Genomic DNA, 24,672 nt, shown 5'->3' on the forward strand with positions numbered 1-24,672 from the left:
CCACATGCCCGGGCCGGATTTTTTTACCATCGCCATGGTGGTGGCCATCAATTTGATGGTCATCGCCATCGCCCTGCCCTGGCTGCTGGATCAGAAACTCACCTATGGCGCCCGCCATGCGCAGCGCTATTTCCTGCTGCAAGGCCTGGCCTGGCTGGCCGGCATTGCCGAGCTGTACTTTGACACCAGCGTCTGGGGCAAGCCGCTGTCAACGCTTGCCATTCTTTGCGCCACGCTGGTGCAATGGGAGCTAAGCCGCTCCTTGGCGGGCTGGCTGGGCCCACGCCACCGGGCCCTTGACCATGGCTTGCGCATACTGAGCGTGATCGGTGTGCTGGGCTATCTGGTCACCATCCATTCACCGGCACAAAGACTGGCCTGGTTCAGCACCATCAATGGAATGTGTGCCGTGCTGGTCGGCTGCATGGCCCTGTTTCCCCGCAAGCCCCAAACCCGGGTCTGGCGCTACACCGTGTTCGGCATCGAAGTATCTCTGGGCCTGGCCGTGATGTCGGCAGGCCTGACCCAGCCTTACGAGTCCTGGGCCCAGATGCTCACGGCAGACTCCGGCCTGCACCCTGCCCTGGGCCTGATGACGCCCATCTGCGGCAGCTTGCTGATGCTGGCCACGCTATGGGCGCTGCGCGAGGAGCTCAAGCGAAATCAGAACAGCCGCCCCGATGACTGGGCCGGCCTGCCCCAGCGCAAGGCCCTGGAGCGCCAGGGCCAGGCCATGCTGGAACGGGCCCAGCGCGACAAGCTGCCGCTGGCATTCGTGATGCTGGATATGGATCACTTCTACCGCGTCAACCAGGAGCGCGGCTATGCCGTGGGTGATGAAGCCCTGCAGCTGCTGTCGAGAATTCTGCAAAAGCATATTCGCTGCAACGAAGTGATAGCGCGCTGGCAAGGCCAGGCCTTGTGCATGCTGCTGCATGCCGATGCGGCCGGCGTGCAGTCGCTGTGCGCGCGCCTGCAATCGGCCATGCAACTGGGCGCGCAGTATGAATTGCAGGTGGATCTGAGCTTCAGCGCGGGCTGCGCTCTGGTGTCCGAGGTCTGGGAGCAGCTGAGCATCGAAGATCTGGCCCGGCACGCAGAAAATGCTTTGCAGGACGCCAAGCGTCTGGGCCGCGGCCGCTGGGAATTCGTCACCCTGCAGGTCGCTGAAATACCTTTGCCCCGGACCATGCCCCTGCCTTTTGGCGGCTGAACCTAGCGCCAGTCTCCGCGGATCAGATCTGCGGCTTTTTCCGCCAACATGATGACCGGCGCATTGGTATTGCCGCTGACGGTGCGCGGCATCACCGAGGCATCCACCACCCGCAAGCCCTGCATGCCGTGCACGCGCAGTTTGGCATCCACCACGTCCAGCTCCCCCGGCCCCATGCGGCAGCTGCCCACCGGGTGGTAGATGGTGTCAGCGTAGTTGCGGATGAACTGCTCGATCTCGGCCTCGCTTTGGGCCTGGGCTGAAGCTGCATATTCCTTGCCGCCCAGGCCGGCCAGCGCCGGTTGGCCCAGGATGTCGCGCATGCGCTGCACGCCGCGAATCATGCGCGGCATGTCCTCCTCATGGCTGAAGAACCCCGGATCTATCAGCGGCAGCGCCCGCGCATCGGCGCTTGCCAGCCGCACGCTACCCCGGCTTTGCGGCTGCAGCAGACAGACATGGCAGGAATAGCCATGGCCTAACACCGTCTTGCGCCCATGATCCACCAGCTTGCCCACCACAAAATGCAGTTGCAGATCGGGCGCCGCTTCCTGTGGCTGGCTGCGGATAAAGCCGCCGGCCTCGGCAAAATTGCTGGTCAGCATGCCGCGTCGCTCACGCGTCCACTGGACCACACCCCGGCAGAGATGCTTGATGCCGGTCAGCGAAATGCCAAAGCTGTCGGTCAGTTGCGGTGCATCCACCACCTGCACCACATCGGGGTGATCATGCAAATGCAGGCCCACACCCGGCAGATGGTGAGCCACCTTGATGCTCAGCTGCTGCAGATGCTGACCCGGCCCAATGCCCGAAAGCATGAGCAGCTGCGGCGATTGCAGCGCCCCGGCACACAGCAGCACCTCGCGGCGGCAACGCAGCTGCCTGACCTGCCCGCCCTGCTCGTACTCCACGCCCACCGCCTGGCGGTCTTCCAACAAAATACGCAACACCCTGGCCCGGGTGATGACCTCCAGATTGGGGCGCTGGCGCACCGGCGTCAGATAGGCTTTGGCAGCGCTGCAGCGCTCGCCTTGGTGGTGGGTGACCTGGTACAGGCCCACGCCCTCCTGGGTAGGTCCGTTGAAATCCCGGTTGTGCACCTGCCCGGCCTGGACACCGGCCTGCACAAAAGCCAGGGCCAAAGGGTTGGGATCGCACAGGTCGGACACATGCAGCGGGCCCCGGCTGCCATGCAGCGCATCCGCGGCACGCGTGTTGTTCTCGGCCTTGATGAAATAGGGAAAAACATCGCTCCAGCCCCAACCGGGATTGCCTTGAGCGCTCCAATATTCATAGTCCTGGGGTTGGCCACGCATATAAATCATGGCATTGATGGAGCTGGAACCACCCAGCACCTTGCCGCGCGGCTGATAGCCCTGCCGGCCGTTGAGGCCGGGCTGGGGCACGGTGCTCATGGACCAGTTACAGGTTTTTTGCTTGGCCATCAGCGCCAGCCCTGCCGGGCAGTGGATCAGCACGCTGCGGTCTTCGCCCCCGGCTTCCAGCAGGGTGACGCTCACCTCGGGGTCCTCGCTCAGCCTTGCCGCCAGCACCGAGCCCGCCGAACCCGCACCAATCACCAGAAAGTCACGCATGCCTGTGCTCCCGTTTGAGAGTCACATTCTGGACGCCTGCCTGCACCGCCAAAAGGCGTGTAAACGCCAGCAGAGGGCCGGACCCAGTCGCCGGTTTTACCCATATCACGCCAAGCATGCCCGACTATGCCGAAAGTGCCGCCGAACCCGGCTAACATTTTCGGGTTCGACTCAATTGACAAACAAGGAGACTCAAGCGTTATGGCAATTCAAACTGTAGGCATCGTCGGTGCAGGCACCATGGGCAATGGCATCGCACAAGCCTGTGCGGTATCGGGCATCGATGTGGTGATGGTGGATATTTCGGAAGCCGCCGTGCAAAAAGGCCTGGCTACCGTCTCCGGCAGCCTGGACCGCCTGATCAAGAAAGAAAAGATCAGCGAAGCCGACAAGGCCGCCGCTCTGGCCCGCATCAAGATCTCGACCAGCTATGACGATCTGAAACCAGCCCAGCTGGTGATTGAAGCCGCTACCGAGAACTTCGACCTCAAGGTCAAGATCCTCAAGCAGCTGGACGGCATGCTGGGCCAGGACGTGATCGTGGCGACCAATACCTCGTCGATTTCCATCACCCAGCTGGCCGCCGTGACCCAGCGCGCCGACCGTTTCATCGGCATGCACTTCTTCAACCCCGTGCCCATGATGGCCCTGGTGGAGATCATTGTCGGCCTGCAGACTTCGGACGCCACCCACGCCGCCGTCAAGGACATGGCCGAGCGCCTGGGCAAGACTCCCATCACCGTCAAGAACGCCCCCGGCTTTGTGGTCAACCGCATTCTGGTGCCCATGATCAACGAAGCCTTCTTCGTGCTGTCCGAAGGCCTGGCCTCGGCCGAAGACATTGACGCCGGCATGAAGCTGGGCTGCAACCAGCCGATCGGCCCGCTGGCTCTGGCCGACATGGTCGGCCTGGATGTCTGTCTGGCCGTGATGGAGGTGTACCTAAAGGAGTTCGGCGACAGCAAGTACCGCGCCTGCCCGCTGCTCAAGGAAATGGTGGCCGCCGGTCGTCTGGGTCGAAAGACCGGACGCGGTGTTTACACCTACTAAATAGCGCCTCTACAGGTCTTCTGCGCGACTGCGGCATTTTTCACCGCCCTCTAAGGTTGCGGCAGGAGACCTGCCATGCAAATCGAAATTCCCAGCCCTCCGCCCGAGGGCTGTATTCATTGTGAAGTGCGCGGCCATGTGCTGCTGATAGGCATCAACCGCCCGGCCAAGCGCAACGGCTGGACACCAGCCATGTTCCAGCAGCTGGGAGAGGCCTATACAAGACTGGACGACGAGCCGGACTTGCGCGTAGGCCTGCTGCACGCTTTTGGCGAGCATTTCACCGCCGGCCTGGATCTGCCGGCGATTGCCGAGTTCATGAAAGCCGGCCAGAAAGTGATTGCGCCCGGGCTGGTGGAGCCCCATGACTTCGGCCTGCCCGGCTATCGCCGCCGCAGCAAGCCCATGGTGGCAGCCGTGCAAGGCATTTGCTTTACCGTCGGCATCGAGCTGATGCTGGGTGCCGATATCGTGGTGGCGGCCGACAACTGCCGCTTTGCGCAGATGGAAGTGCAGCGCTGCATCATGCCCACGGGCGGCGCCACGCTGCGCATGGCCGAGCGTGCAGGCGTGGGCAATGCCATGCTGCACATGCTCACCGGCGACGAATTCGACAGCGCCGAAGCCTATCGCTGCAACTTTGTGCAAAAAGTCGTACCCGCCGGGCTGCAGCTGGACGAAGCCGTCCGCATTGCCGAGCGCATTGCGGCCCAGGCTCCGCAAGCCGTGGTGGCCACCCGCCTGAACGTGCTCAAGGCCATAGAGCTGGGCCAGGCCGCCGCCGTGGCCGATTTCATTCCCGTGCAACAGCGCCTGGCACAGAGCGAGGACGCGGCCGAAGGCGTGCGCTCCTTCATAGAAAAACGCCCCGCACGTTTTACCGGCCGCTGAATCCATTCCAGGGAGTGCACGATGAAATTCAAGTCTTTTTCGCGTCAGGTGCTTACACCGATTACGCTAGCAGCTCTTCTTTCAGTAGCAAACACACCGCTGATGGCGCAGACCGCCGCTCTGCCCGATCCAGCCAGCACCACGGTGCAGGCTCTGGGCTGGATGCAGGGCTTTCCACCGCCGCCGGACAAGCAGATCACCTTTGACAACCCTGTGGGAAATGTCTTCCCCCGCATACGCTGGACCTTCTCTCATATCCGCGAGCTGGTGCCCACGGCCAATGTCTGGCGCGGCACGGGCGCACCCAGCCCGCTGCGCGCCGCACCGGTGAATCTGGACGGTGTGCGCCTGAAAGTCATGGGCACGGGCGAGGAGCTGACCTTTGCCCAGTCGCTGGAGCGCAATTACACCGACGGCATCGTGGTGCTGCACAAGGGCCGCGTCGTCTACGAAAAATATTTTGGTGCGCTGACGCCCGAGCGTCCGCATCTGGCCATGTCGGTGACCAAATCCTTTGTCGGCACGCTGGCCGCTATGCTGGCCGAAGAAGGCACGCTCAAGCCCGATGCTCCCGTCACCCAGTACCTGCCGGAGATGAAGGACACGGCCTATGGCGATGCCGCGGTGCGCCAGGTGATGGACATGACGATTGGCGTGAAGTATTCCGAGAACTATGCCGATCCCAAGGCCGAAGTCTGGGACTATGCCCGCGCCGGCGGCATGGTGCCCCAGGGCAGGGACTATGCAGGGCCCAAAAGCTTTGACCTGTTTCTGCAGGGTCTGCAAAAAGAAGGCGAGCACGGCCAGGCCTTTGCCTACAAAACGGCTAATGCCGAAGTCCTGGCCTGGCTGGTACGCCGCGCCAGCGGCAAATCGCTGGCCCAGTTGATGAGCGAGCGCATCTGGAGCCGCATCGGTGCCGAGCAAGATGCCTATTTCATGGTCGATCGCATAGGCACGGAATCGGGCGGCGGCGGACTCAACACCGCGCTGCGCGATCTGGCCCGCTTTGGCGAGATGATGCGCAACCAAGGCCGCTACAACGGCCAGCAGGTGCTGCCCAAGGCCGTGGTTGAGGACATTCAGCGCGGTGCAGACAAGGCCCAGTTTGCCAAGGCCGGCTATACCACCCTGCCCGGCTGGTCCTACCGCAATATGTGGTGGGTCTCGCACAACGACCATGGCGCGTATATGGCGCGCGGCATTCACGGCCAGGCCGTCTATATCGATCCCAAAGCCCAGATGGTGATTGCCCGCTATGCCTCGCACCCGATTGCAGCCAATGGCGCCAATGACCCCATCAGCCTGCCCGCCTATCAGGCTGTGGCCGATGCGCTCATGAAAAAATAGCGTGCATGAAGATCCGACCTCAATACCATCTGCGCCCCGGCCCGCAAGGCCTGCAAGCCTGGGATGTTCGCCAGCTGATTGCGCAAGCCGCCGCCTTGGGGCTGCAGCCCCATTGGGTGGCACTGGCCGAGATTACCGAACTCGGCGAGCGCTACTGGTTTACCGAGCCCGGCGACGAACCCACGCCACGCGCGGTTGCCGAGCACCTGAAGCTGGTGGAGGCAGCGGATACCCAATACCCGATTCTGCTGGATGCAGAAGGCCGGCTGATGGACGGCATGCACCGCTGCGTCAAACGCCTGAGCCAGGGCCACAGCCATGTGCTGGCCCTGCGCTTTCCCGATACGCCAGCGCCGGACTTTGTGGGCATTGCCGCCGACGATCTACCTTACGACGAGGAATGAGGTCGGTTGTTTGATAGAGAACTATCAAAAACCATAGCTGCATGCGCTTGATCTGAAAGCGCTTTACGGCTTTCGATGCTGATTATTGTCTTCCAGGCACAACAGCCATCACCCCTGCAGACCGCAGCCGTCATCGGCTTGCGTTAGCGTGTGAGATTCATCAACCCCCAGGAGATAGCCATGGCCCAGCTCGACAAAGTTCTCTATACCGCCCACGCCCACACCACCGGCGGGCGCGAAGGCGCATCGCGCACCGATGACGGCCGTCTGGATATCCAGCTGACCTCGCCCGGCGGTGCCGGCAAGGGCACCAACCCCGAGCAGCTGTTTGCCGCCGGCTACTCGGCCTGCTTTATCGGCGCCATGAAGGCCGTGGCCGCACGCCAGAAGCTGACGCTGCCACCAGACCTGTCGGTCGATGCCCAGGTGGACCTGGGCCCTGTGGGCCAGGTGTTCGGCATCGCCGTGCGCATGACCATCAACCTGCCCGGCATGGACAAGGCCCAGGCCCAGGAGCTGGTGGATGCAGCCCACCAGGTCTGCCCCTACTCCAATGCCACGCGCGGCAACATCGACGTTGCGCTGACGGTGGCCTAAACTTCACCCAGCTCTGCCCACAAAGCCCCGGGCGCGGCGCTGTAGCGCCCGGCGGCCAGATCAAAGCAGCCTTCCCGCACCAACGGTCCCGCCATATCGGCGCTGGCATAGCGCACCAGGGCCAGCTGGCCGACCGGCTGGGGCGGCAGCCCCTGCCCCAGCTCCTGCTGCTCCTTGAGTTTTTGCAGCGCCTGGGCCAAAGGCAAGCGCTGCCCATAGTGGCCCAGCGTCACATGGGGCACATAGCGCCAGCCGGGCACGGGCTGCTGCGGCACCAGGGCCGCATGCAGAGCCGCCAGCGCCTCGCCGCCTTCGGCCACGGCCAGATAAGGCACGGAGGTAAAACTGCCCACGCCACCCAGCTGCAGCACAAAAGGTTGTTGTGCCAGGTTTTTGAGCAAGCCCAGATCGCGGCGCAAGGCCTGCAGCCCGAACTCCCCCGCTTCATGCGCATCACCGTCGGCACACAGGCCGCGATAGGCCACGGTGATATGCGGCTGGCGCGCATAGCGCGCCAGCAGACAGTCGTCCAGGGCCGCACGGCCGGCCGCCACCGCCTGGCGGGTCGCCGCATCATCCAGCCACACCACCCAGACCGCGCACCAAGGGCAGCCCTGGTGCCATTCGGCAAAATCGCGGTCATCGCAGGGCAGGGACAGTTCGGCGCTAGCATGCATGGCCGCCAGTGTGCCAGCGAAAATTCACCGGTTTCACGGACCAGCCGGAGCAAACAGTTACCACTTTGAAAACAAATCTTTTGCCAGGGCCATCTGCGCCTTAGCAAGGCATTTGCGCATGACAATGCAGGCATGAGCCATCTTCCAGACACTGCGCCAGACCACCCTTATGCGGCCCTCACGCCCGACTGCGTGATCGATGCCCTGTGCAGCACCGCGCTGGTGCCGGACGGGCGCTTGACGGCGCTGAGTTCCTACGAGAACCGCGTGTACCTGGCCCACCAGGATGTGGGCGACAGAGTGGTGGCCAAGTTCTACCGCCCCGGCCGCTGGAGCCGGGCGCAGATAGAGGAAGAGCACAGCTTCTCGCAAGAGCTGGTCGAAAGCGAGGTGCCGGTGGTGGCCCCCCTGGTGCTGCAGGGGCAAACCGTGCATGAGCACGCCGGCTTTCTCTTCAGCGTCAGCCCCTGGCGCGGCGGGCGCAGGCCCGAGCTGGATGACTGGGAGGTGCTGGAATGGATTGGCCGCTTTCTGGCCCGCATTCACACCGTGGGTTCGACCCAGACCTTTGCCCATCGCCCGGCGCTGGATCTGCAAAGCTTTGGCCATGAACCCATGAACTACCTGCTGGACAACGATGTCGTGGCACTGGAAGTGCGCAGCCGCTGGCTGCTGGCCTGCGAGCGCGCTCTGCATCTGATAGCGCCTGCCGCAGATGGATTAAGCCATGCCGGTCATTTTGGCCTGCACAGTGCAACCCAGATTCGCCTGCACGGCGACTGCCACCCCGGCAATATTCTGTGGACGCCGCTGGACGACCAAGGCCATGGCGGCCCGCATTTTGTGGATCTGGACGACGCCCGCAGCGGCCCCGCCGTGCAGGATTTGTGGATGCTGCTCTCGGGCGAGCGCGATCAGCAAACCCAGCAGTTGTCGGCTCTGCTGGAAGGCTATGAACAGTTTCGCCCCTTTGACCGGCGCGAGCTGGCCCTGATCGAGCCGCTGCGCACCCTGCGCCTGCTGCACTACAGCGCCTGGCTGGCCCGGCGCTGGCAAGACCCGATTTTTGCCATCAACTTCCCCTGGTTCGGCACCCTCGACTACTGGCAAAGCCAAGTGGACATGCTGCATGAACAAATAGAAGCCATGCAGCGAGAGCCGCTGTACGCATGAGCGCGAAGACAGGGGCTGGCCGCTTCAGCAGCGGCCTTCGGCCCTGCAGGCCGGCACCGGCTGGCCGCGCGCATCGCGCCACTGCATCTGGCCGGCATTTTGCGCTGGCACCGGCGCTTCATAAGCAGTAGCAGGAAGCGCTTTCTCCTCATAGGCTGGCGGCCGATTTGGGTCGTGCAGCACGGTGGAAGTGCCAACGCCTACGCTGGCCCCGCCCACGCCTGTGGAGGCGCCCACGCCGGCACTGCCCAGCACCTGGCCGCGCTGGTTGACACCCACTCCCACACCCACCGGGCCTAGGCCCGTGCCCACACCGGCGCTCAGGCCGCCGCTGCCCATGCCCACGCCCACCGAGAACGGCCCCACGGGAATACCAATGCCCACACCCGCGCCTACCGAGCCGCAGCCCGCCAGCGCCGTGCAGGCGAGCAGGACCGCGCAAGCAGCGGTTCGCAGAGACAAAGCGGCGGGGGTGAATGGGGTATGTGACATGGCGGGACTCCGGTTCCTGACGGTACAGGCCTTATTTTCCTCTTCTGCGCGATTCCCTTGCCGGCCCGGTCTCTGAAACGGCCAGCAAGCTGGCACAGCAAGCCGCACTCGCCCAGCGCCGCCGGCGATGACCGGGTCTGCACCAGGGGCACGCACGGGGTGCACCACCGGCGGCAAGCAGGCTTTCTAAAATCGGCCCACTGAGCTGCCAACCATTCAGCCAGGCACCCCTGTCTGCCTGCTGGCAAAGTCTTAGAAACGCGTGGATGATCCAGTCAAGGCCGCCTTCAGCGGTATCCACCCGCTCCCACACCAAGAAATTCATCATGCGAACTCAATGGACACCCTATCCCTGGGTGTGCTTTTCCATGTGCGTGGGCGTCATGGGCACCGCCCTGGCCAGCCCGCTGTACCCGCTCTACCAGCAGGCCTGGGGGCTTCAGCCCAGTCACATCACCCAGATTTTTGTAGCCTATATGTTCGGCGCTCTGGCCAGCCTGCTGTTTCTGGGGCGGCTGACCGACCGCTTCGGCTTTCTGCCCGTGCTGCGCAGCGGCCTGATCCTCATGACGGCCGGCGTGCTGGCCTCGGCCCTGGCATGGAATGTGGCCAGCTTTGCCGTCTGCCGCTTCGTCATCGGCATTGCCTCGGGGCTGATCACCACCTCGGCCTCCGTGGGCATGACCCGGCTCAACAACAGCGGCGATCTGCAGCGCGCTGCCGCCACCACCAGCCTGACCATCGCCTTCGGCTTCGGCCTGGGGCCCGTGGTCGGTGGTCTGATGGCGCAATGGCTGCCCGCACCGCTGCAGACGGCCTATATGCCCTCGCTGCTGCTCAGCCTGCTGGGCATTTATGCGCTGTTCCAGTTGCGCCTGCCAGAGTCGGCCAATACCGTCATCGCCCCGAACCAGCCCTTGTCCCTTCGGGACGTGCGCCCCAGCATCTCCCAGCCGCGCAAGCCGTTTCTGGCCCACTATGCCCTGGGCTGCATGGCGGCGTTTTCGGCCTTTGGCATGTTCAGCCTGTTTGCCTCTCTGGCACCCAGCTTCATGGAACATATGCTGCCCTGGCACGGGCCGGCCGTCTCGGGCCTGTCCATAGGCATCATTCTGTTTCTCTCGGCCGGCGTGCAGCTGATTGCGCGGCCCTACGCCACCAAGAGCGTGATCATCACCGGTTTTTTTGCGCTGACGCTGAGCAATCTGCTGCTCATGGTCAACACCTTTGTAGGCTCGCCCTGGCTGTTTGCCCTCAGCGTGCTGACCACGGCCGCCGGCCATGGACTGTGCAATCTGGCCGGGCTGTCCGTGGTCAACAAGGTCTCCAAACCCGTCTCCCGCACCGGCCTGCTGTCCACCTATCTGGTGATTGGCTATCTGGGCACGATTGTTCCCATCCTGGGTCTGGGTTGGCTGTCTGACTCCATCGGCCTGACCCGCGCCCTGGTAGCGTTCTGCGTCTGCCTGGGCATTCTGACGACGCTTCTGGGCCTGATGTGCATGCGCGCCCGCGTCCTGCCGACTCCAAGACAGTAAGAACCGTCCTCAGCGGAAATGCGGCCCCGGCCCGGCCTGGGCCAGGCAGTCCTCGCCATTGCGCAAAGGGCAGGCCTTGAGCGAGAGGCAGCCGCAGCCAATGCAGCCATCGAGCTGATCGCGCAGCTGCGTCAGGCCTTCGATGCGCTGATCCAGCTGCTGCCGCCACTGGGCCGACAAGGCGGCCCAGTCGGCCTGACTGGGCAACTCGCCGGGCGGCAAAGCACTCAGCGCCTGCGCAATCTCAGCCAAGGGCACGCCCATGCGCTGCGCCACCTTGATCACGGCCACCCGCCGCAGCACCGCACGCGGGTAGCGGCGCTGGTTTCCCGCCGTGCGCGCACTGGCAATCAAGCCCCGGCTTTCATAAAAATGCAGCGTGGACACTGCCACGCCGCTGCGCCTTGCCACATCGCCCACGCTGAGCTCCTGCAGCGCCGGCCCCGTAGCGGCTGCGGCCTCGAACACAGGGGTGTGGCCCGCAGGCTTTGTCGATGGCATGAATCTTCCTTTGGCTGTTGAACCCCGCCATGCCCACATTCCGCGCAGGCCCACTGGCACTGAATGCTTGACCTCAAGCTTGGTTAAGGTTGAAGAATAACCCACAGTTTCTGGCAAACCACGCCAGCGTCACGGCCCATCCAAGGATTTTCATGCCCAGTGCGAACTCGCAGCACACTTCGCCTCATCTCATCATTCAACCTGCCGGCCTGTATGACAGCAGCCCCAACGGCTACAGCCATGTGGTGGCGGTTCAGGAACCCGTACGCTGGCTGTTCGTCTCGGGCCAGGGCGGCGAAAACGCCGAAGCCGAGCTGTCCGACTGCTTTGCCGAGCAGGCTGCACAGGCTCTGGCCAATATCCAGACCGCTCTGGCGGCAGGCGCTGCAGACATGGGCCATGTGGTCAAGCTCACGGTGCTCATCGTCGATCACTCGCTGGAGCGCTTCGGCCACTGGCAGTACAGCCTGCGCCAGCACTGGGGCAGCGGCGAGGCCGATGACCCGCGCCCCCGCTTTCCAGCCTGCACGCTGATTCCCGTCTCCAAGCTGGCCCTGCCCGGCATGCTGATTGAGGTGGAGGCCACAGCTGCCGTTCCCGCAACTGCCGCTTGACCCAAGCCAAACACAGCCTCAGCCCTTTCAGCTCCACCGATTGCCCATGACAGCCACGACCCCAGCGCAACCCATACTCAAGACCCCCACTCTGCTGCTCATGGCCACGGCCTGCGGCCTGTGTGCCGGGGCCAATTACTTCAACCAGCCTTTGCTCAACTCCATGGCCCAGCATCTGCAGATCAGCGATGCCAAGGCCTCCAGCACCGTCACCATGGCCCAGGTCTCCTATGGTCTGGGCCTGCTGTTTCTGGTGCCACTGGGCGACATGCTGGAGCGGCGGCGCCTGGTGCTGACCCTGATGCTGCTGGCCGCCGGCGGCATGCTGCTGTCGGGCCTGAGCGGCCTCACCGGCAGCTTTGCCCTGCTGGCCGCCGGAACGCTGATGGCCGGCGTGTTCTCCGTGGCCGCGCAGGTGTTGGTGCCCATGGCCGCCAGCTTTGCCGCGCCCGGCAGCAGCGGCCGGGCTGTGGGGCTGGTAATGAGCGGGCTCTTGATTGGCATCCTGGCCTCGCGCAGCGTGGCCGGCATTCTGTCGGAGCTGGGCGGCTGGAGCACGGTGTACTGGGTGGGCGCGGTCTGCACTGCCTTGATGGCCGTGATGCTGGCGCGCGCCCTGCCCAAGGCCGCACCGGCCGCACCCGTGGGCTATGGCGAGGTCATGAAATCTCTGGCCGCCCTGCTGCGCCAGCATCCGCGCCTGCGCAGCCGGGCGCTGATTGGCGGCGCCGGCTTTGCCACCGTGAGCGTGCTGTTTTCCAGCATGGCGCTGCTGCTGGGGGGGCCGAATTTTCAGCTGTCCGATCTGCAGATCGGCCTGATAGGCATTGTCGGCATCGCCGGCGCGCTGATGGCCAATGTGGCCGGGCGCCTGGCCGACAAGGGCATGGAGCAGGCCTGCACACTGGCCGGTGCCGTGCTGATGCTGCTGGGCTGGCTGGCCCTGTGGCTGGGCGGCAGCAGCCTGTGGTGGTTTCTGGTCGGCATGCTGGTGGTCGATGGCGCACTGCAGGCTCTGCACATCAGCAACCAGAACGTGATCTACGCCCTGGCACCCCAGGCACGCTCGCGCATCAACGCCGTGTATATGACCACGTATTTCATGGGCGCATCGGTGGGCTCGGCCCTGGGCTCCTGGGCCTGGCTCAGCCATGGCTGGAACGGCACCAGTCTGATGGGCGGCCTGCTGGGCCTGATCACGCTGGGCTCAGTGATCTGGGATCGCCGCTTGCTGGCTAGGCAGAAGCTTTAAAAACTCTTGAATTGATAGCTGCCAGCGCTTTACAAATAAGCGCTGGCAGCTATTTTGATATGTTTCTTGGCTGCGAGTGCCTAGGCATTGCGAAGCAATCCGCGATTGGCCTGGGCTGACAGGCTTCAACCCACGTGCGACCGCAGTGAGAGAACTCCTGGGGATGCACCGTTTTTCCTACCCAGCTAAACCACGGCAGCGCTGAACGACTCGGGGCGCCGCGCAAGCAAATGAGACAGCCGTTGAAGACCTGCCTGCAAGCGTCCACGGTCCTTGATGCTGCCCAAAGAGATGCGAATGGCATTCACGGACCCGCTGCTGCTGGTGTCCGTTGTGAATGCCTCCGCCGGCGTGACGGCTATGCCCTCGTTGTCGGCGGCACGCGCAAGCTGTGCGGAGCTCCAATCCCCCGGCAACTCAAGCCATATATGCAGGCCGTCTCCAGAGCCGCTGTACCGCCCCGCCAGAATATCCCTGGCCATCCAGTGGCGCAGACGCGCCTCCTTGCGTACGCCTGCCATCAATCCGGCCGCCGAACCGTCGAGGATCCATTGCGTGGCCAGTGCGGCCGTCAGAGGCGCAACCATCAGCGCAAATGACCTGAGCGCGACCAGAAAACGTTCGCGCTCCTGCGGGTCACGTATGAGCACGAAGGCAACACGCAGGCCGGGCGTCAGGCATTTCGACAGGGTTGAGATGTAGTACACCTGTTCCGGGGCATACGTGGCGATCGGTGGTGGCGGGGCATCGGCCAGCAGCCAGTAGGGATCGTCCTCGACGATGCGCACATTGCAGCGCGTGGCGATGCGGGCCAGCTTCTCGCGCCGGCGCTCCGGAATGGTGATGGCGGTCGGGTTCTGCAATGTCGGATTGAGATAGACCAGCCCAGGCCTGTGCTGGCGGCACGCTTTCTCCAGCATCTCAGGCAGCATTCCGTGTTGGTCCGCTTGCACCGCAATAATGCGCCGGCCAAATTGGGTTGCCGCGGTACGCAGGCCGGGATAGCTGGTCGGCTCTGCCAGAATCACATCGCCAGGCTCCGTCAGAGCCAGGATCAAGGCGGCGATCGCCGCTTGCGCACCCGGACAGACCAGCACCTGCCCCGAATCCAGAGCTCCAAACATAGGCTCAAGCCATTGGGCTCCAGCCTTGCGGTCAGAGTCGCTTCCCCCGCCCAAGTGGTAAGTCATCAGCAATTCAGCATCTGTCCTCATCAAGACTTGAGACAGACCTTGCTTCAACATGTCGTCGAAGTCCACGCCATCCGGCGGTGGTGGGGTATTCATGCTCAAATCGAGGACCGCGGTCAATTCGACTTTCGGCGCCGCGACATAAGTGCCTCGAGCACCGCGGCCCTCCAACAAGTGGCGGCGTCTGGCTTCGTCGTAGGCGCGCGTGACTGTCGTCAGGTCAACGTCCAGCTGTGCTGCCAGGCGGCGCTGCGGAGGCAGGCGGTCGCCCGGGGTCAAAGATCCGTCGGCCACCGCCGCCTGCAAGGCATCCGCGATCTGCAAAAAACGGGGTCCGCCCTGCACGGCCAATCGCGGCAACCAGATTGGCAAATTGTCATCTTGCATGGATTTCAACGGCGATGCTTCTCTCAATGTATGGAAATTGCTTTTAAGTAATATGCCTCAGAACGTATAGCGACACTATTCTTGTATGGCCGTCGCTGACGTTTTCGCCTCTCTCATCTGGGAGGTGGTGTTCCTCACGGTAGACAGTGTCAAGTCATAGGCTGGAAATTCTCAAAATGATCGATTGGGTCCCTGTAGTCTTCGTTACGTTCAAGGTTCTCATCTTCGGCACGTGCATGTTCTTCGCCATCAAGTGGCATTACGACCAAGGCAAGAAGAAGGGGGTGAGCAAGGGTGCGTTGCTGCGCACGGTCGCCAAGGTGGCGGCCCTTTTCCTGCTGGGACTGCTGGCTGTGCTGCTCTTCACCTTCGGCATTGCCAAGATGCTCGGTATGGACTTGAGCCTGCCATGATGGCAAGACGGGGCCAACGATATCCAGTCGGGCGATGAATCCTGCATTCGTCGAACAACCATCAGCGGCAACCCCATCGAAGATGGCAAGCTACCTCGCATTGCTATTGCAGATGACGAAGTTGAAGTCATGGAGGTCGAACGGAAACCTTGACCTGGGAAGAAGTCTACTTTTAGCCGGCTCCAGCCCTCCAAGCCCGTTGCAAGCCATAAAAAAATCCCCGCAGAGCCACCACTCTGCGGGGATTTTCATTGGGAGCTAAGCCGTTTAGGCCAGCAGCGCATTCACGCGCTTGACGTAGGAGGCCGGGTCTTCGGGCAGACCGCCTTCAGCCAGCACAGCCTGGTCAAACAGGATCTGCGCCAGATCGTGGAAGTGGACCGAACCGTCCAGCTTCTTGACCAGCGGGTGCTCGGGGTTCACTTCCAGCACGGGCTTGGATTCGGGCGCGGCCTGACCGGCTTGCTTGAGCAAACGGGCCAGCTGCAGGCTCATGCCGCCGTCCTGCACCACCAGGCAAGCGGGCGAATCGACCAGGCGGCTGGTAGCGCGCACATCGTCGGCCTTGTCCTTGAGAGCGTCCTTGAGCTTGGCCAGCAGAGGCTTGAAGGCTTCGGCGGCCTCTTCGGCGGCCTTCTTCTCGTCTTCGTTCTGCAGCTTGCCCAGATCCACCGCGCCCTTGGCCACGGATTGCAGCGGCGTGCCGTCAAACTCGTTCAGATAGTTGAGGGCCCACTCGTCCACGCGGTCGGTCATCAAGAGCACTTCAATGCCCTTTTTCTTGAACACTTCCAGCTGCGGGCTGTTCTTGGCGGCAGCCAGGGTGTCGGCCGTGATGTAGTAGATCGCGTCCTGGCCTTCCTTCATGCGGGCCTTGTAGTCGGCCAGCGAGACGGTCAGACCTTCGTGTGTGGTCGAGGCAAAGCGCAGCAGCTTGGCAATGCGCTCCTTGTTGCCAAAGTCCTCGCCCAGACCTTCCTTGAGGACGGCGCCGAACTCGTTGTAGAACTGGCTGTACTTGCCTTCCTTGGCCTTGTCCTCTTCGCTGACCACATCGGTCACATCACCTTCTGCGGCCACTTCATGCTTGTCGTGGCGAGCCAGGTCTTCGAGCATGGAGAGCACGCGCTTGGCCGAACCGTCGCGGATCAGCTTCACATCGCGGCTTTCCTGCAGCAGTTCGCGGCTGACGTTCAGCGGCAGATCGGCGGAGTCGATCACACCCTTCACAAAGCGCAGGTAGTTGGGCATCAGCGCTTCGGCATCGTCCATGATGAAGACGCGCTTCACATACAGCTTGATGCCGGCGCTCTTGTCGCGCTGGTACAGATCGAACGGAGCCTTGGCAGGGATGTAGAGCAGCTGCGTGTACTCGGTATTGCCTTCGACGCGGTTGTGGCTCCAGGTCAGCGGATCTTCAAAGTCATGGCTGATGGCCTTGTAGAAGTCCTTGTACTGCTCTTCGGAGATGTCCTTCTTGGCGCGGGTCCACAGAGCGCTGGCCTTGTTGACGGTTTCCCACTCGCCGGTCTTGACCATCTGGCCGGGCTGATCGTTTTCGCCGTCTTTCCACTCTTCCTTTTCCATCAGGATGGGCAGGCTGATGTGGTCGGAATACTTGGCGATGACTTGCTTGAGCTTGTAGCCGTTGAGGAATTCCTGGGCATCGTCGCGCAGGTGCAAGATGATGCTGGAGCCACGCTCGGCGCGCTCGATCTGCTCGACTTCGAAATCACCCGAGCCGCCGCTGATCCAGCGCACGCCTTCGGAAGCCGGAGCGCCGGCACGGCGTGTTTCCACGGTGATCTTGTCGGCTACGATAAAGCCGGAGTAAAAGCCCACGCCGAACTGGCCGATCAGCTGCGAATCAGCCTTCTGGTCGCCGCTGAGCTTGTCCATGAAGGCCTTGGTGCCGCTCTTGGCAATCGTGCCCAGATTGTCAATGGCCTCCTGCTGGCTCATGCCGATGCCGGTGTCGGTGATGGTCAGCGTCTTGGCCTTCTCATCAAAGGACACACGCACTTCCAGATTCGGTTGATCGCCATAAAGGCTGGAGTCGTTGAGCGCCTCGAAACGCAGCTTGTCGCAAGCATCAGACGCATTGGAGATCAGCTCGCGCAGAAAGATCTCTTGGTTGGAATACAGCGAATGCGTGACCAGATGCAGCAACTGGGCCACTTCGGCCTGGAAGGAATGGGTTTGCTTTGTCATGTATTTGTGAGCGAAAAATGAAGAAAATCAAGCCGCCACAAGAGGCACTCATGGCGATGCTGGCCAACACTTAAGGACAGAGCCCGGGATTTCAAGGGCCGCAGGCTCATGAAAAAAGCGCAAGCACTACTCAAAAAGAATAGCTGCTTGCGCTTATATGCAAAGGGGTTAGAGCAGATTCAATTAAAAATCTGTTTCAAAGCCTCAGAACTGTTCATGAGGCGCCAGATAGCGCCACTGACCCACGGGCAGATTGCCCAGCGTCACGCCACCGATGCGGATGCGCTTCAGACCCACCACGCGCAGACCCACCAGTTCGCACATGCGGCGAATCTGGCGCTTCTTGCCTTCGGTCAGCACAAAGCGCAGCTGCTCGGGGTTTTGCCAGTCCACCTTGGCGGGCTTGAGGGGTTCACCGTCCAGCTCCAGGCCGTGGCACAGCAGTGCCAGTTGGTCTGCCGGGAAAACGGACTGCACATCCACATCGCGGTCGCCAAAGGTCACGCGCACCAGGTATTCCTTGTCGACTTCCGAGTCCTCGCCAATGATGTGGCGGGCCACACGGCCATCCTGGGTCATCACCAGCAGACCGACGGAGTCAATGTCCAGGCGGCCGCAAGGCGCCAGGCCCTTCAACTGACTGAAGTTGAAGCGCGTCTTGCTGTGATCCTGGTTCCAGCGGTTTTCTGGCTTGACCAGCACCACGGCGGGCTCGTGACCGTCTTCGGCCTGACCGCTGACATAGCCCATGGGCTTGTGCAGCAGGATGGTGACTTGCTGGTCCTGGCGGTCCTGCGCCTTCTGGTCCACGTCGATGCGGTCGCCCGGCACCACGTTCTGGCCCATCACGGCAACTTCGCCATTGATCTTGACCCAGCCGTTTTCCACCCACTCATCGGCCTCGCGGCGCGAGCACATGCCCATATCGGCAATGCGCTTGTTGATGCGGATCGCACCGGGACGATCGTCCTGGTTCACCGCGACTTCGGCACGCTTGACGGGAATGGCACGGTCCGAGCCATCGGATGCGGGACGGTAGGTACGAATGCCCGTCGTAGGACGGCGCTCGGACTCGGAAACAAAGGAGCCGGGAATATGGCGCGGTTCGCCACCACGGCTGCCGCCGCGGTCATCGCGCGAACCACCGCGGAAGTCCTTGCGATCACCACGATCGAAGGAACGACCTTCAGGACGCGCTGGGCGATCACCTCGATCACCTCGGTCATCGCGACGGGGGCCGAAGCCACGGTCGTCACGACGGCCTTCTGGACTGTCGCCCGAAGGACGGAAGTCACGGCGCTCGCCATCGGGACGGCCAAAGCCACGACCTTCGGGGCGTGCATCACCACGGTCGCCACGGTCATCGCGACGAGGACCGAAGCCACGGTCGTCACGGCGGCCTTCTGGACGGTCGCCCGAAGGACGGAAGTCACGGCGCTCGCCATCAGGACGACCAAAGCCACGACCTTCTGGACGGGCATCACCACGGTCGCCACGGTCATCGCGACGAGGGGCGAAACCGCGGTCGTCACGACGGCCTTCTGGACGGTCGCCCGAAGGACGGAAGTCACGGCGTTCACCATCAGGACGACCAAAGCCACGACCTTCTGGACGGGCATCACCACGGTCGCCACGGTCATCGCGACGAGGGGCGAAACCACGGTCGTCACGACGGCCTTCAGGGCGGTCGCCCGAAGGACGGAAGTCACGGCGCTCGCCATCAGAACGGCCAAAGCCACGACCTTCTGGACGCTCACCGCGATCGCCACGGTCACCGGAGCTTTCGCCGTAGGGGCGGAAACCACGGTCACCGCCGCCAAAGCGACGCTCGCCTTGCTCAGCCGGGCGCTCGGCACGGTCAAACTGGGGGCGCTCAAAGCGGGGGCGATCAGAGTAAGCACGGTCCGAACGGGGACGGTCGTTGTGCTCGTTGCGTTCGAAACGCTCGCGCGGCTGACCGTCGCGCTGCGAGAAACCGCCACGGCGTTCGCCGTCTTCGCGAATCGGACGATTGGCATCACGGGCCGGACGGCCTTGATCCGGACGACCGAAGCCCGAGGTGCGGGCGGGTCGCTCGTCACGCTGGGGGCGGTTGTCTCGGAAATCACGACCGCCGCTGCGCTCGGCGCGATCGCCACCACGGGGGGCGTCACGGCCGTCACGGCTATCTCGGGAACCTCGCGCATCACTGCTGCGGCCTCGGCCTGCATCGCGGCCTGCCGGGGCGCCGCGAGCGGGCGCGGGCTTGGCAGGAGCACGCAAAACAGGGCGCGCCGAAGAAGAATCAGACGACGCGGAGGACTTGCCAGCGCCTGGGGCGCCGGAATCTTTAGGGGAATTGGATGACATCAGGCCGCTATTGTCGCGCGACAAGCCCTTTTAAATCAGCGACTTGTCCACAATTCCAGCGTGGTGCCGGGTTTTATCCAGGATTCCTTGCCACCCGCGCCAATTGCGCTAAGCGGCAGCCTTGCGCGGCGGGCTGAATTCCCCACGTCTCAAGGCATCCAGATCCAACACCCGCAAGCCGCCGTATTCGACCTGAATCACGCGCTCGTGCTGGAGCACGGCCAGGGCTTCATTGACGCGCTGGCGCGACAGGCCGACCAGGTTGGCCAGCTCCTGCTGGGTGATACGCAACACCTGACCCACGCCGGGATAGAGCAAGGGGTTGAACAAGGCTGCCAGACTGCGCGCCACGCGCAGGTCGGGGTTGCTCATGCGGTCGATTTCGCGCGCCGCAATGAACTGGCCCAGCCGCTCATTGAGCTGGTGCATGACAAAGCGGTTAAAGCCTATGGAGTGATCGAGCAGCCAGTGAAAGGTGTCGATGTGCAGGCCGCCCACCACGGTTTTGCGCAGGGCCTGCACGTTGTAGCGATAGGGTTCGCGCTTGACGGCCGTGCCCTCGCCAAACCAGCCGCCGGGCGGCAGGCCGGCCAGCGTCATGCTGGCGCCATCGGCACTATCGGTGTTCATCTTGAGCAATCCGTCCACCACGCCAAACCAGTAGGTGGGCGAACGTCCGGTACGGCAAACGTAATCGCCGGGATCGGCATCGCCCACCACCAGCACGTTCAACACTTTGTCGCGCTCGGCAGGCTGCAGGACTGACAACCACGGTATTCCATCCAACTCATCGGGCCGAGGCTTTCGGCGCCTCTGGTGCAAAGACAGTTCTTGACTCATGGGGCAAGAGCATTGCCGCTGCAGCACGCCAGGGAAAGCGGGATTCCCCCGAGGCAGCAAATGCGCCCCTTTCAGCAGCATTTGCCACAGCGGATATCCACTATGGAGAGTTACCCTTGAATTGTCGTCAGACAGACATCAGGACGTCAAAGTCACCCATAGGATGCCTGCAAGACTTTGTAAACAGCGTTTGGTGCTTCGCCTTTCGAGCGGCTGTTTGCTTTTTGACAACCAAGAATTGCAACAGAGGACTAGGCATGACCACCACGTTCCCGCACTTGCTGCTCAAGCACGCGACCGAACGCCCTGATGCTCCGGCCCTGCGCGAGAAGGAATACGGCATCTGGCAAAGCTGGAGCTGGCGCCAGGCCGAGCAAACCGTACGCCATATGGCTTGCGGCCTGCGCGCCCTGGGCTTGCAGCGCGGTCAGAACCTGGCCTTCATCAGCGACAACCGGCCCCATGTGTACATGGGCTTTCTGGCCGTGCAGGCCTGCGGCGCCGTACCGATTCCGCTGTACCAGGATGCGGTGGCCGCCGAAATGCGCTTTGTGATGGAAGACGCAGAAATCGCGTTTGCCTTTGCAGAAAACCAGGAGCAGGTGGACAAGCTGCTGGAAGTGCGCGAGCTGGTGCCCTCCATCACCCACATCATTTATGACGACCCGCGCGGTCTGCGCAAATACGACCAGCCGGGTTTGATCAGCACGCAAGAGCTGCTGGCCAAGGGCAAGGAGTGGGAAGCACAGCATGCCGGCGGCTATGAGGCCATGCTTCAGACCATCTCGCCCGACGATGTCTCGGTCATCCTCTACACCTCGGGCACCACGGGCAAGCCCAAGGGCGTATGCCAGACGCACAAAAGCTTTGGTGAATCCGCCCGGGGCGGCGTGGAGACCGACAAGCTCACCGCTTCCGACAATGTGATCTGCTATCTGCCCCCGGCCTGGGTGGGCGACCATCTGTTCTCGTTTGCGCAATGGCTGGTGGCAGGCTTCACCATCAACTGCCCGGAGTCGGCCTCCACCATCTCCATCGACCTGCGCGAGATCGGCCCCACCTACTACTTTGCGCCGCCCCGTATTTTCGAAGGCATGCTGACCTCGGTGTCGATTCGCATGGAGGACGCCGCACCCTTCAAGCAATGGATGTATGACAAGGCCATGGCCGTGGCACGCCGCGTGGGCTCGGACATTCTGGACGGCAAGAACGTGAGCGCCCTGGACAGGCTCAAGTACCAGCTGGGCAGCCTGTTTATCTACGGGCCGCTGCGCAACGCCTTGGGTCTGTCGCGCATCCGTGTGGCCTACACCGCCGGCGCCGCCATCGGCCCGGAGCTGTTCCGCTTTTTCCGCTCCATCGGCATCAACCTCAAGCAGCTCTACGGGCAAACCGAAACCTGCGCCTATGTCTGCATTCAGCGCGACCGGCAGGTGGAACTGTCCAGCGTGGGCCAGGCTGCCCCAGGCATCGAACTCAAGATTGCCGACAACGGCGAAGTGCTGGTCAAGGGCGTTTCCGTGCTCAAGGAGTATTACAAGCGCCCCGATGCCACGACCGAAGTGATTGACGAAAACGGCTACTTTCATACCGGCGATGCCGGCGTGATCGATGCCAGCGGCCAGCTGCGCATCATCGACCGCGCCAAGGATGTGGGCAAGACCAGCCGCGGCGCCATGTTTGCGCCCAACTACATAGAAAACAAGCTCAAGTTCTTCCCGCACATCAAGGAAGCCGTGTGCTTCGGCCACGGCAAGGACGAGGTCTGCGCCTTCATCAACATTGACTACGAAGCCGTGGGCAACTGGGCCGAGCGCCAGGGTCTGCCTTATGGCGGCTATGTGGATCTGGCTTCCAAGGCCAAGGTGCTGGAGCTGGTGGCCGAGTGCATAGGCCAGGTCAATGCCGATCTGGCTGCCGAAGCCGGCATGGCCGACACCCAGGTGGCGCGCTTTCTGGTGCTGCACAAGGAGCTGGATCCGGACGACGACGAACTCACCCGCACCCGCAAGGTGCGCCGCAACTTCATCGCCGACAAATACGGCGTGTTGGTCGACGCCCTGTACACGGGCAAGACACAGCAGTTCATCGAGACCCAGGTCAAGTTCGAGGACGGGCGCACCGGCAGCGTCAGCGCCACCCTCACCATCCTGGATGCCAAGGTTCACCCGGCCCGCGCCGCCTGAGAAGGAATGCCATGAGTACAAGAAAAGCTGGCGACGTCATTCTGGACATCAAGAACATCAGCCTGCGCTTTGGCGGGGTGAAGGCCTTGACCGACATCTCGTTCAATGTGCGCGAGCATGAGATCCGCTCCATCATCGGCCCCAACGGTGCCGGCAAGAGCTCCATGCTCAACTGCATCAACGGCGTCTACACGCCGTCCGAAGGCTCCATCACTTTCCGAGGTCAGACCTTCAATCACATGAACAGCCGCCAGGTGGCAGAGATGGGCGTGGCCCGCACCTTCCAGAATCTGGCGCTGTTCAAGGGCATGAGCGTGATCGACAACATCATGACCGGCCGCAACCTCAAGATTAAGAGCAACGTCCTGCTGCAGGCTCTGCGCATAGGGCCTGCACAGCGCGAAGAGATTGCCCACCGGGAGTTTGTCGAACACATCATCGACTTCCTCGAAATCCAGGCCTACCGCAAGACCCCCGTGGGCCAGCTGCCCTACGGCCTGCAAAAACGCGTGGATTTGGGCCGTGCCCTGGCCATGGAACCCCAGGTGCTATTGCTGGACGAGCCCATGGCCGGCATGAACGTGGAAGAAAAGCAGGACATGTGCCGCTTCATCCTCGATGTGAACGAAGAGTTCGGCACCACCATCGTGCTGATCGAGCATGACATGGGCGTGGTGATGGACATCTCCGACCGCGTCGTGGTGCTGGACTACGGCAAGAAGATCGGCGATGGCGAGCCCGAAGAAGTACGCAATAACGCAGACGTGATCCAGGCCTATCTTGGCGCTGGTCACTGAAGGAGCAGAGCATGGGATTTTTCTTAGAAACCTTGTTCGGCGGCCTCATGGTGGGCACGCTGTACGCACTGATCGCCATCGGCTTTGTGCTGATCTTCAAGGCCTCGGGTGTTTTCAACTTCGCCCAGGGCGCCATGGTGCTGTTCTCGGCCCTGGCCATGGCGCGTTTTTCGCAATGGATTCCCGGCTGGCTGGGCATGGCGCCCGGCATCGTCGGCAATCTGCTGGCCATCATCGTCACCCTGGCCCTGATGGTCGTCGTGGCCTGGGTGATCGAGCGACTGGCCCTGCGCCATCTGGTCAATCAGGAGCCCATCACCTTGCTGATGGCCACCCTGGGCATTGCCTATCTGCTGGACGGCCTGGGCCCCATGGTCTTCGGCAGCGAGGTCTACAAGATCGATGTGGGCATGCCCAAGGACCCCATCTTCATCATGGACGGCCTGTTTCCCGGTGGCGTGCTGATCAGCCTGGAAGACCTGTACGCCGCCTGCATCGCCGCCATCATGGTGCTTGCCTTGAGCATTTTTTTCCAGAAAACCAAGACGGGCCGTGCCCTGCGCGCCGTGGCGGACGACCACCAGGCCGCTCAATCCATAGGCATCCCCCTGTCGCGCATCTGGGTCATCGTCTGGTCGGTGGCCGGCGGCGTGGCCCTGGTAGTGGGCATCATCTGGGGCAGCAAGCTCGGCGTGCAGTACTCGCTGTCGCTGGTGGCCCTGAAGGCCTTGCCCGTGGTGATTCTGGGCGGCCTGACCTCGCTGCCCGGCGCCATCATCGGCGGCCTGATCATCGGCGTGGGCGAGAAGCTCTCCGAAGTCTATCTGGGCCCCATGGTGGGCGGCGGCATCGAGACCTGGTTTGCCTACGGTCTGGCCCTGTGTTTCCTGCTGGTAAGGCCTCAAGGCCTGTTCGGCGACAAGATCATTGACCGCGTCTGAACCGGGAGAAC

Annotated in this window: 22 protein-coding genes; 14 read left to right on the forward strand and 8 right to left on the reverse strand. The window is 62.7% G+C overall.

The window, feature by feature from the left end; translation table 11 throughout:
* The first annotated feature begins 4 nt into the window (after positions 1-4).
* Positions 5-1,213: a GGDEF domain-containing protein gene (locus EAO39_RS21300; protein ID WP_120971671.1), complete on the forward strand. Its 1,209-nt coding sequence runs from the start codon at positions 5-7 to the stop codon at positions 1,211-1,213.
* A 2-nt stretch (positions 1,214-1,215) separates the two neighbouring features.
* Here EAO39_RS21300 and EAO39_RS21305 read toward each other — a convergent pair whose 3' ends face one another.
* Positions 1,216-2,808, reverse strand: a complete 1,593-nt coding sequence (locus tag EAO39_RS21305) for a choline dehydrogenase (RefSeq protein WP_120971672.1) — start codon at positions 2,806-2,808, stop codon at positions 1,216-1,218.
* A gap of 201 nt (positions 2,809-3,009) precedes the next feature.
* Between EAO39_RS21305 and EAO39_RS21310 the strand changes: the two genes are divergently transcribed.
* The 5 genes from EAO39_RS21310 (at position 3,010) to EAO39_RS21330 (ending at position 7,100) form a co-directional block, all read left to right on the forward strand.
* Positions 3,010-3,858 carry a 3-hydroxybutyryl-CoA dehydrogenase gene (locus EAO39_RS21310; protein WP_120971673.1) on the forward strand — a complete coding sequence of 283 codons (849 nt, stop codon included), beginning with the start codon at positions 3,010-3,012 and terminating at the stop codon, positions 3,856-3,858.
* Between the two features lie 75 nt (positions 3,859-3,933).
* The gene (locus EAO39_RS21315) at positions 3,934-4,749 is read left to right on the forward strand and encodes a crotonase/enoyl-CoA hydratase family protein (RefSeq protein WP_120971674.1); all 816 of its coding nucleotides are present in this window, start codon (positions 3,934-3,936) and stop codon (positions 4,747-4,749) included.
* Between the two features lie 21 nt (positions 4,750-4,770).
* Positions 4,771-6,099 (forward strand): serine hydrolase, encoded by a 1,329-nt coding sequence (locus EAO39_RS21320; RefSeq protein WP_120971675.1) that lies wholly within the window; start codon positions 4,771-4,773, stop codon positions 6,097-6,099.
* Positions 6,100-6,104: 5 nt separating this feature from the next.
* The gene (locus EAO39_RS21325; RefSeq protein ID WP_120971676.1) at positions 6,105-6,503 is read left to right on the forward strand and encodes a hypothetical protein; all 399 of its coding nucleotides are present in this window, start codon (positions 6,105-6,107) and stop codon (positions 6,501-6,503) included.
* Between the two features lie 180 nt (positions 6,504-6,683).
* Positions 6,684-7,100 carry an organic hydroperoxide resistance protein gene (locus EAO39_RS21330; RefSeq protein ID WP_120971677.1) on the forward strand — a complete coding sequence of 139 codons (417 nt, stop codon included), beginning with the start codon at positions 6,684-6,686 and terminating at the stop codon, positions 7,098-7,100.
* Here EAO39_RS21330 and EAO39_RS21335 read toward each other — a convergent pair.
* Positions 7,097-7,777: a 2'-5' RNA ligase family protein gene (locus EAO39_RS21335; RefSeq protein ID WP_120971678.1), complete on the reverse strand. Its 681-nt coding sequence runs from the start codon at positions 7,775-7,777 to the stop codon at positions 7,097-7,099. The genes EAO39_RS21330 and EAO39_RS21335 overlap by 4 nt on opposite strands.
* A gap of 132 nt (positions 7,778-7,909) precedes the next feature.
* Here EAO39_RS21335 and EAO39_RS21340 point away from each other — a divergent pair, with 132 nt between their 5' ends.
* Positions 7,910-8,950, forward strand: coding sequence for a serine/threonine protein kinase (locus EAO39_RS21340; RefSeq protein ID WP_120971679.1), 1,041 nt, complete (start codon positions 7,910-7,912; stop codon positions 8,948-8,950).
* A 24-nt stretch (positions 8,951-8,974) separates the two neighbouring features.
* Here EAO39_RS21340 and EAO39_RS21345 read toward each other — a convergent pair whose 3' ends face one another.
* On the reverse strand, positions 8,975-9,442 hold the full coding sequence (locus tag EAO39_RS21345; protein WP_240467157.1) for a hypothetical protein: 468 nt from the start codon (positions 9,440-9,442) through the stop codon (positions 8,975-8,977).
* Between the two features lie 326 nt (positions 9,443-9,768).
* On the opposite strand from EAO39_RS21345, the gene EAO39_RS21350 reads away from it, so the two are divergent.
* Positions 9,769-10,980, forward strand: a complete 1,212-nt coding sequence (locus tag EAO39_RS21350) for an MFS transporter (RefSeq protein ID WP_240467158.1) — start codon at positions 9,769-9,771, stop codon at positions 10,978-10,980.
* Between the two features lie 9 nt (positions 10,981-10,989).
* Here the strand turns inward: EAO39_RS21350 and soxR are convergent, their stop codons facing one another.
* Complete coding sequence (gene soxR, locus EAO39_RS21355) at positions 10,990-11,481, reverse strand: redox-sensitive transcriptional activator SoxR (RefSeq protein ID WP_120971681.1); 492 nt, start codon at positions 11,479-11,481, stop codon at positions 10,990-10,992.
* A gap of 152 nt (positions 11,482-11,633) precedes the next feature.
* On the opposite strand from soxR, the gene EAO39_RS21360 reads away from it, so the two are divergent.
* The gene (locus EAO39_RS21360) at positions 11,634-12,095 is read left to right on the forward strand and encodes a RidA family protein (RefSeq protein ID WP_120971682.1); all 462 of its coding nucleotides are present in this window, start codon (positions 11,634-11,636) and stop codon (positions 12,093-12,095) included.
* Between the two features lie 46 nt (positions 12,096-12,141).
* A complete protein-coding gene (locus EAO39_RS21365; RefSeq protein ID WP_120971683.1) occupies positions 12,142-13,347 on the forward strand; it encodes an MFS transporter in 1,206 nt (401 codons plus the stop codon).
* 185 nt (positions 13,348-13,532) lie between these two features.
* Here the strand turns inward: EAO39_RS21365 and EAO39_RS21370 are convergent, their stop codons facing one another.
* Positions 13,533-14,924: a PLP-dependent aminotransferase family protein gene (locus tag EAO39_RS21370; RefSeq protein ID WP_120971684.1), complete on the reverse strand. Its 1,392-nt coding sequence runs from the start codon at positions 14,922-14,924 to the stop codon at positions 13,533-13,535.
* Between the two features lie 176 nt (positions 14,925-15,100).
* Here EAO39_RS21370 and EAO39_RS21375 point away from each other — a divergent pair, with 176 nt between their 5' ends.
* On the forward strand, positions 15,101-15,337 hold the full coding sequence (locus EAO39_RS21375) for a hypothetical protein (protein ID WP_120971685.1): 237 nt from the start codon (positions 15,101-15,103) through the stop codon (positions 15,335-15,337).
* Positions 15,338-15,604: 267 nt separating this feature from the next.
* Here EAO39_RS21375 and htpG read toward each other — a convergent pair whose 3' ends face one another.
* The 3 genes from htpG to EAO39_RS21390 all read right to left on the reverse strand — a co-directional run bounded on the left by htpG (position 15,605) and on the right by EAO39_RS21390 (position 20,737).
* Positions 15,605-17,548 carry a molecular chaperone HtpG gene (gene htpG / locus EAO39_RS21380; RefSeq protein ID WP_120971686.1) on the reverse strand — a complete coding sequence of 648 codons (1,944 nt, stop codon included), beginning with the start codon at positions 17,546-17,548 and terminating at the stop codon, positions 15,605-15,607.
* Between the two features lie 204 nt (positions 17,549-17,752).
* Complete coding sequence (locus EAO39_RS23055; protein ID WP_240467159.1) at positions 17,753-19,897, reverse strand: pseudouridine synthase; 2,145 nt, start codon at positions 19,895-19,897, stop codon at positions 17,753-17,755.
* A gap of 108 nt (positions 19,898-20,005) precedes the next feature.
* Positions 20,006-20,737: a Crp/Fnr family transcriptional regulator gene (locus EAO39_RS21390; protein WP_120971687.1), complete on the reverse strand. Its 732-nt coding sequence runs from the start codon at positions 20,735-20,737 to the stop codon at positions 20,006-20,008.
* A 257-nt stretch (positions 20,738-20,994) separates the two neighbouring features.
* Between EAO39_RS21390 and EAO39_RS21395 the strand changes: the two genes are divergently transcribed.
* From EAO39_RS21395 to EAO39_RS21405, 3 genes are read left to right on the forward strand one after another with little or no spacing between them, the layout of a single operon-like run.
* Positions 20,995-22,923, forward strand: a complete 1,929-nt coding sequence (locus EAO39_RS21395) for an AMP-binding protein (protein ID WP_120971688.1) — start codon at positions 20,995-20,997, stop codon at positions 22,921-22,923.
* Between the two features lie 11 nt (positions 22,924-22,934).
* Positions 22,935-23,720, forward strand: coding sequence for an ABC transporter ATP-binding protein (locus tag EAO39_RS21400; protein WP_120971689.1), 786 nt, complete (start codon positions 22,935-22,937; stop codon positions 23,718-23,720).
* Between the two features lie 11 nt (positions 23,721-23,731).
* Entirely contained in the window at positions 23,732-24,661 is a 930-nt protein-coding gene (locus EAO39_RS21405; protein WP_120971690.1) for a branched-chain amino acid ABC transporter permease, read from the forward strand.
* Positions 24,662-24,672: the final 11 nt, after the last annotated feature.

The sequence above is a fragment of the Comamonas sp. lk genome, from assembly GCF_900564145.1.
In the GTDB taxonomy this organism is placed as follows: Bacteria; Pseudomonadota; Gammaproteobacteria; order Burkholderiales; family Burkholderiaceae_C; genus Comamonas.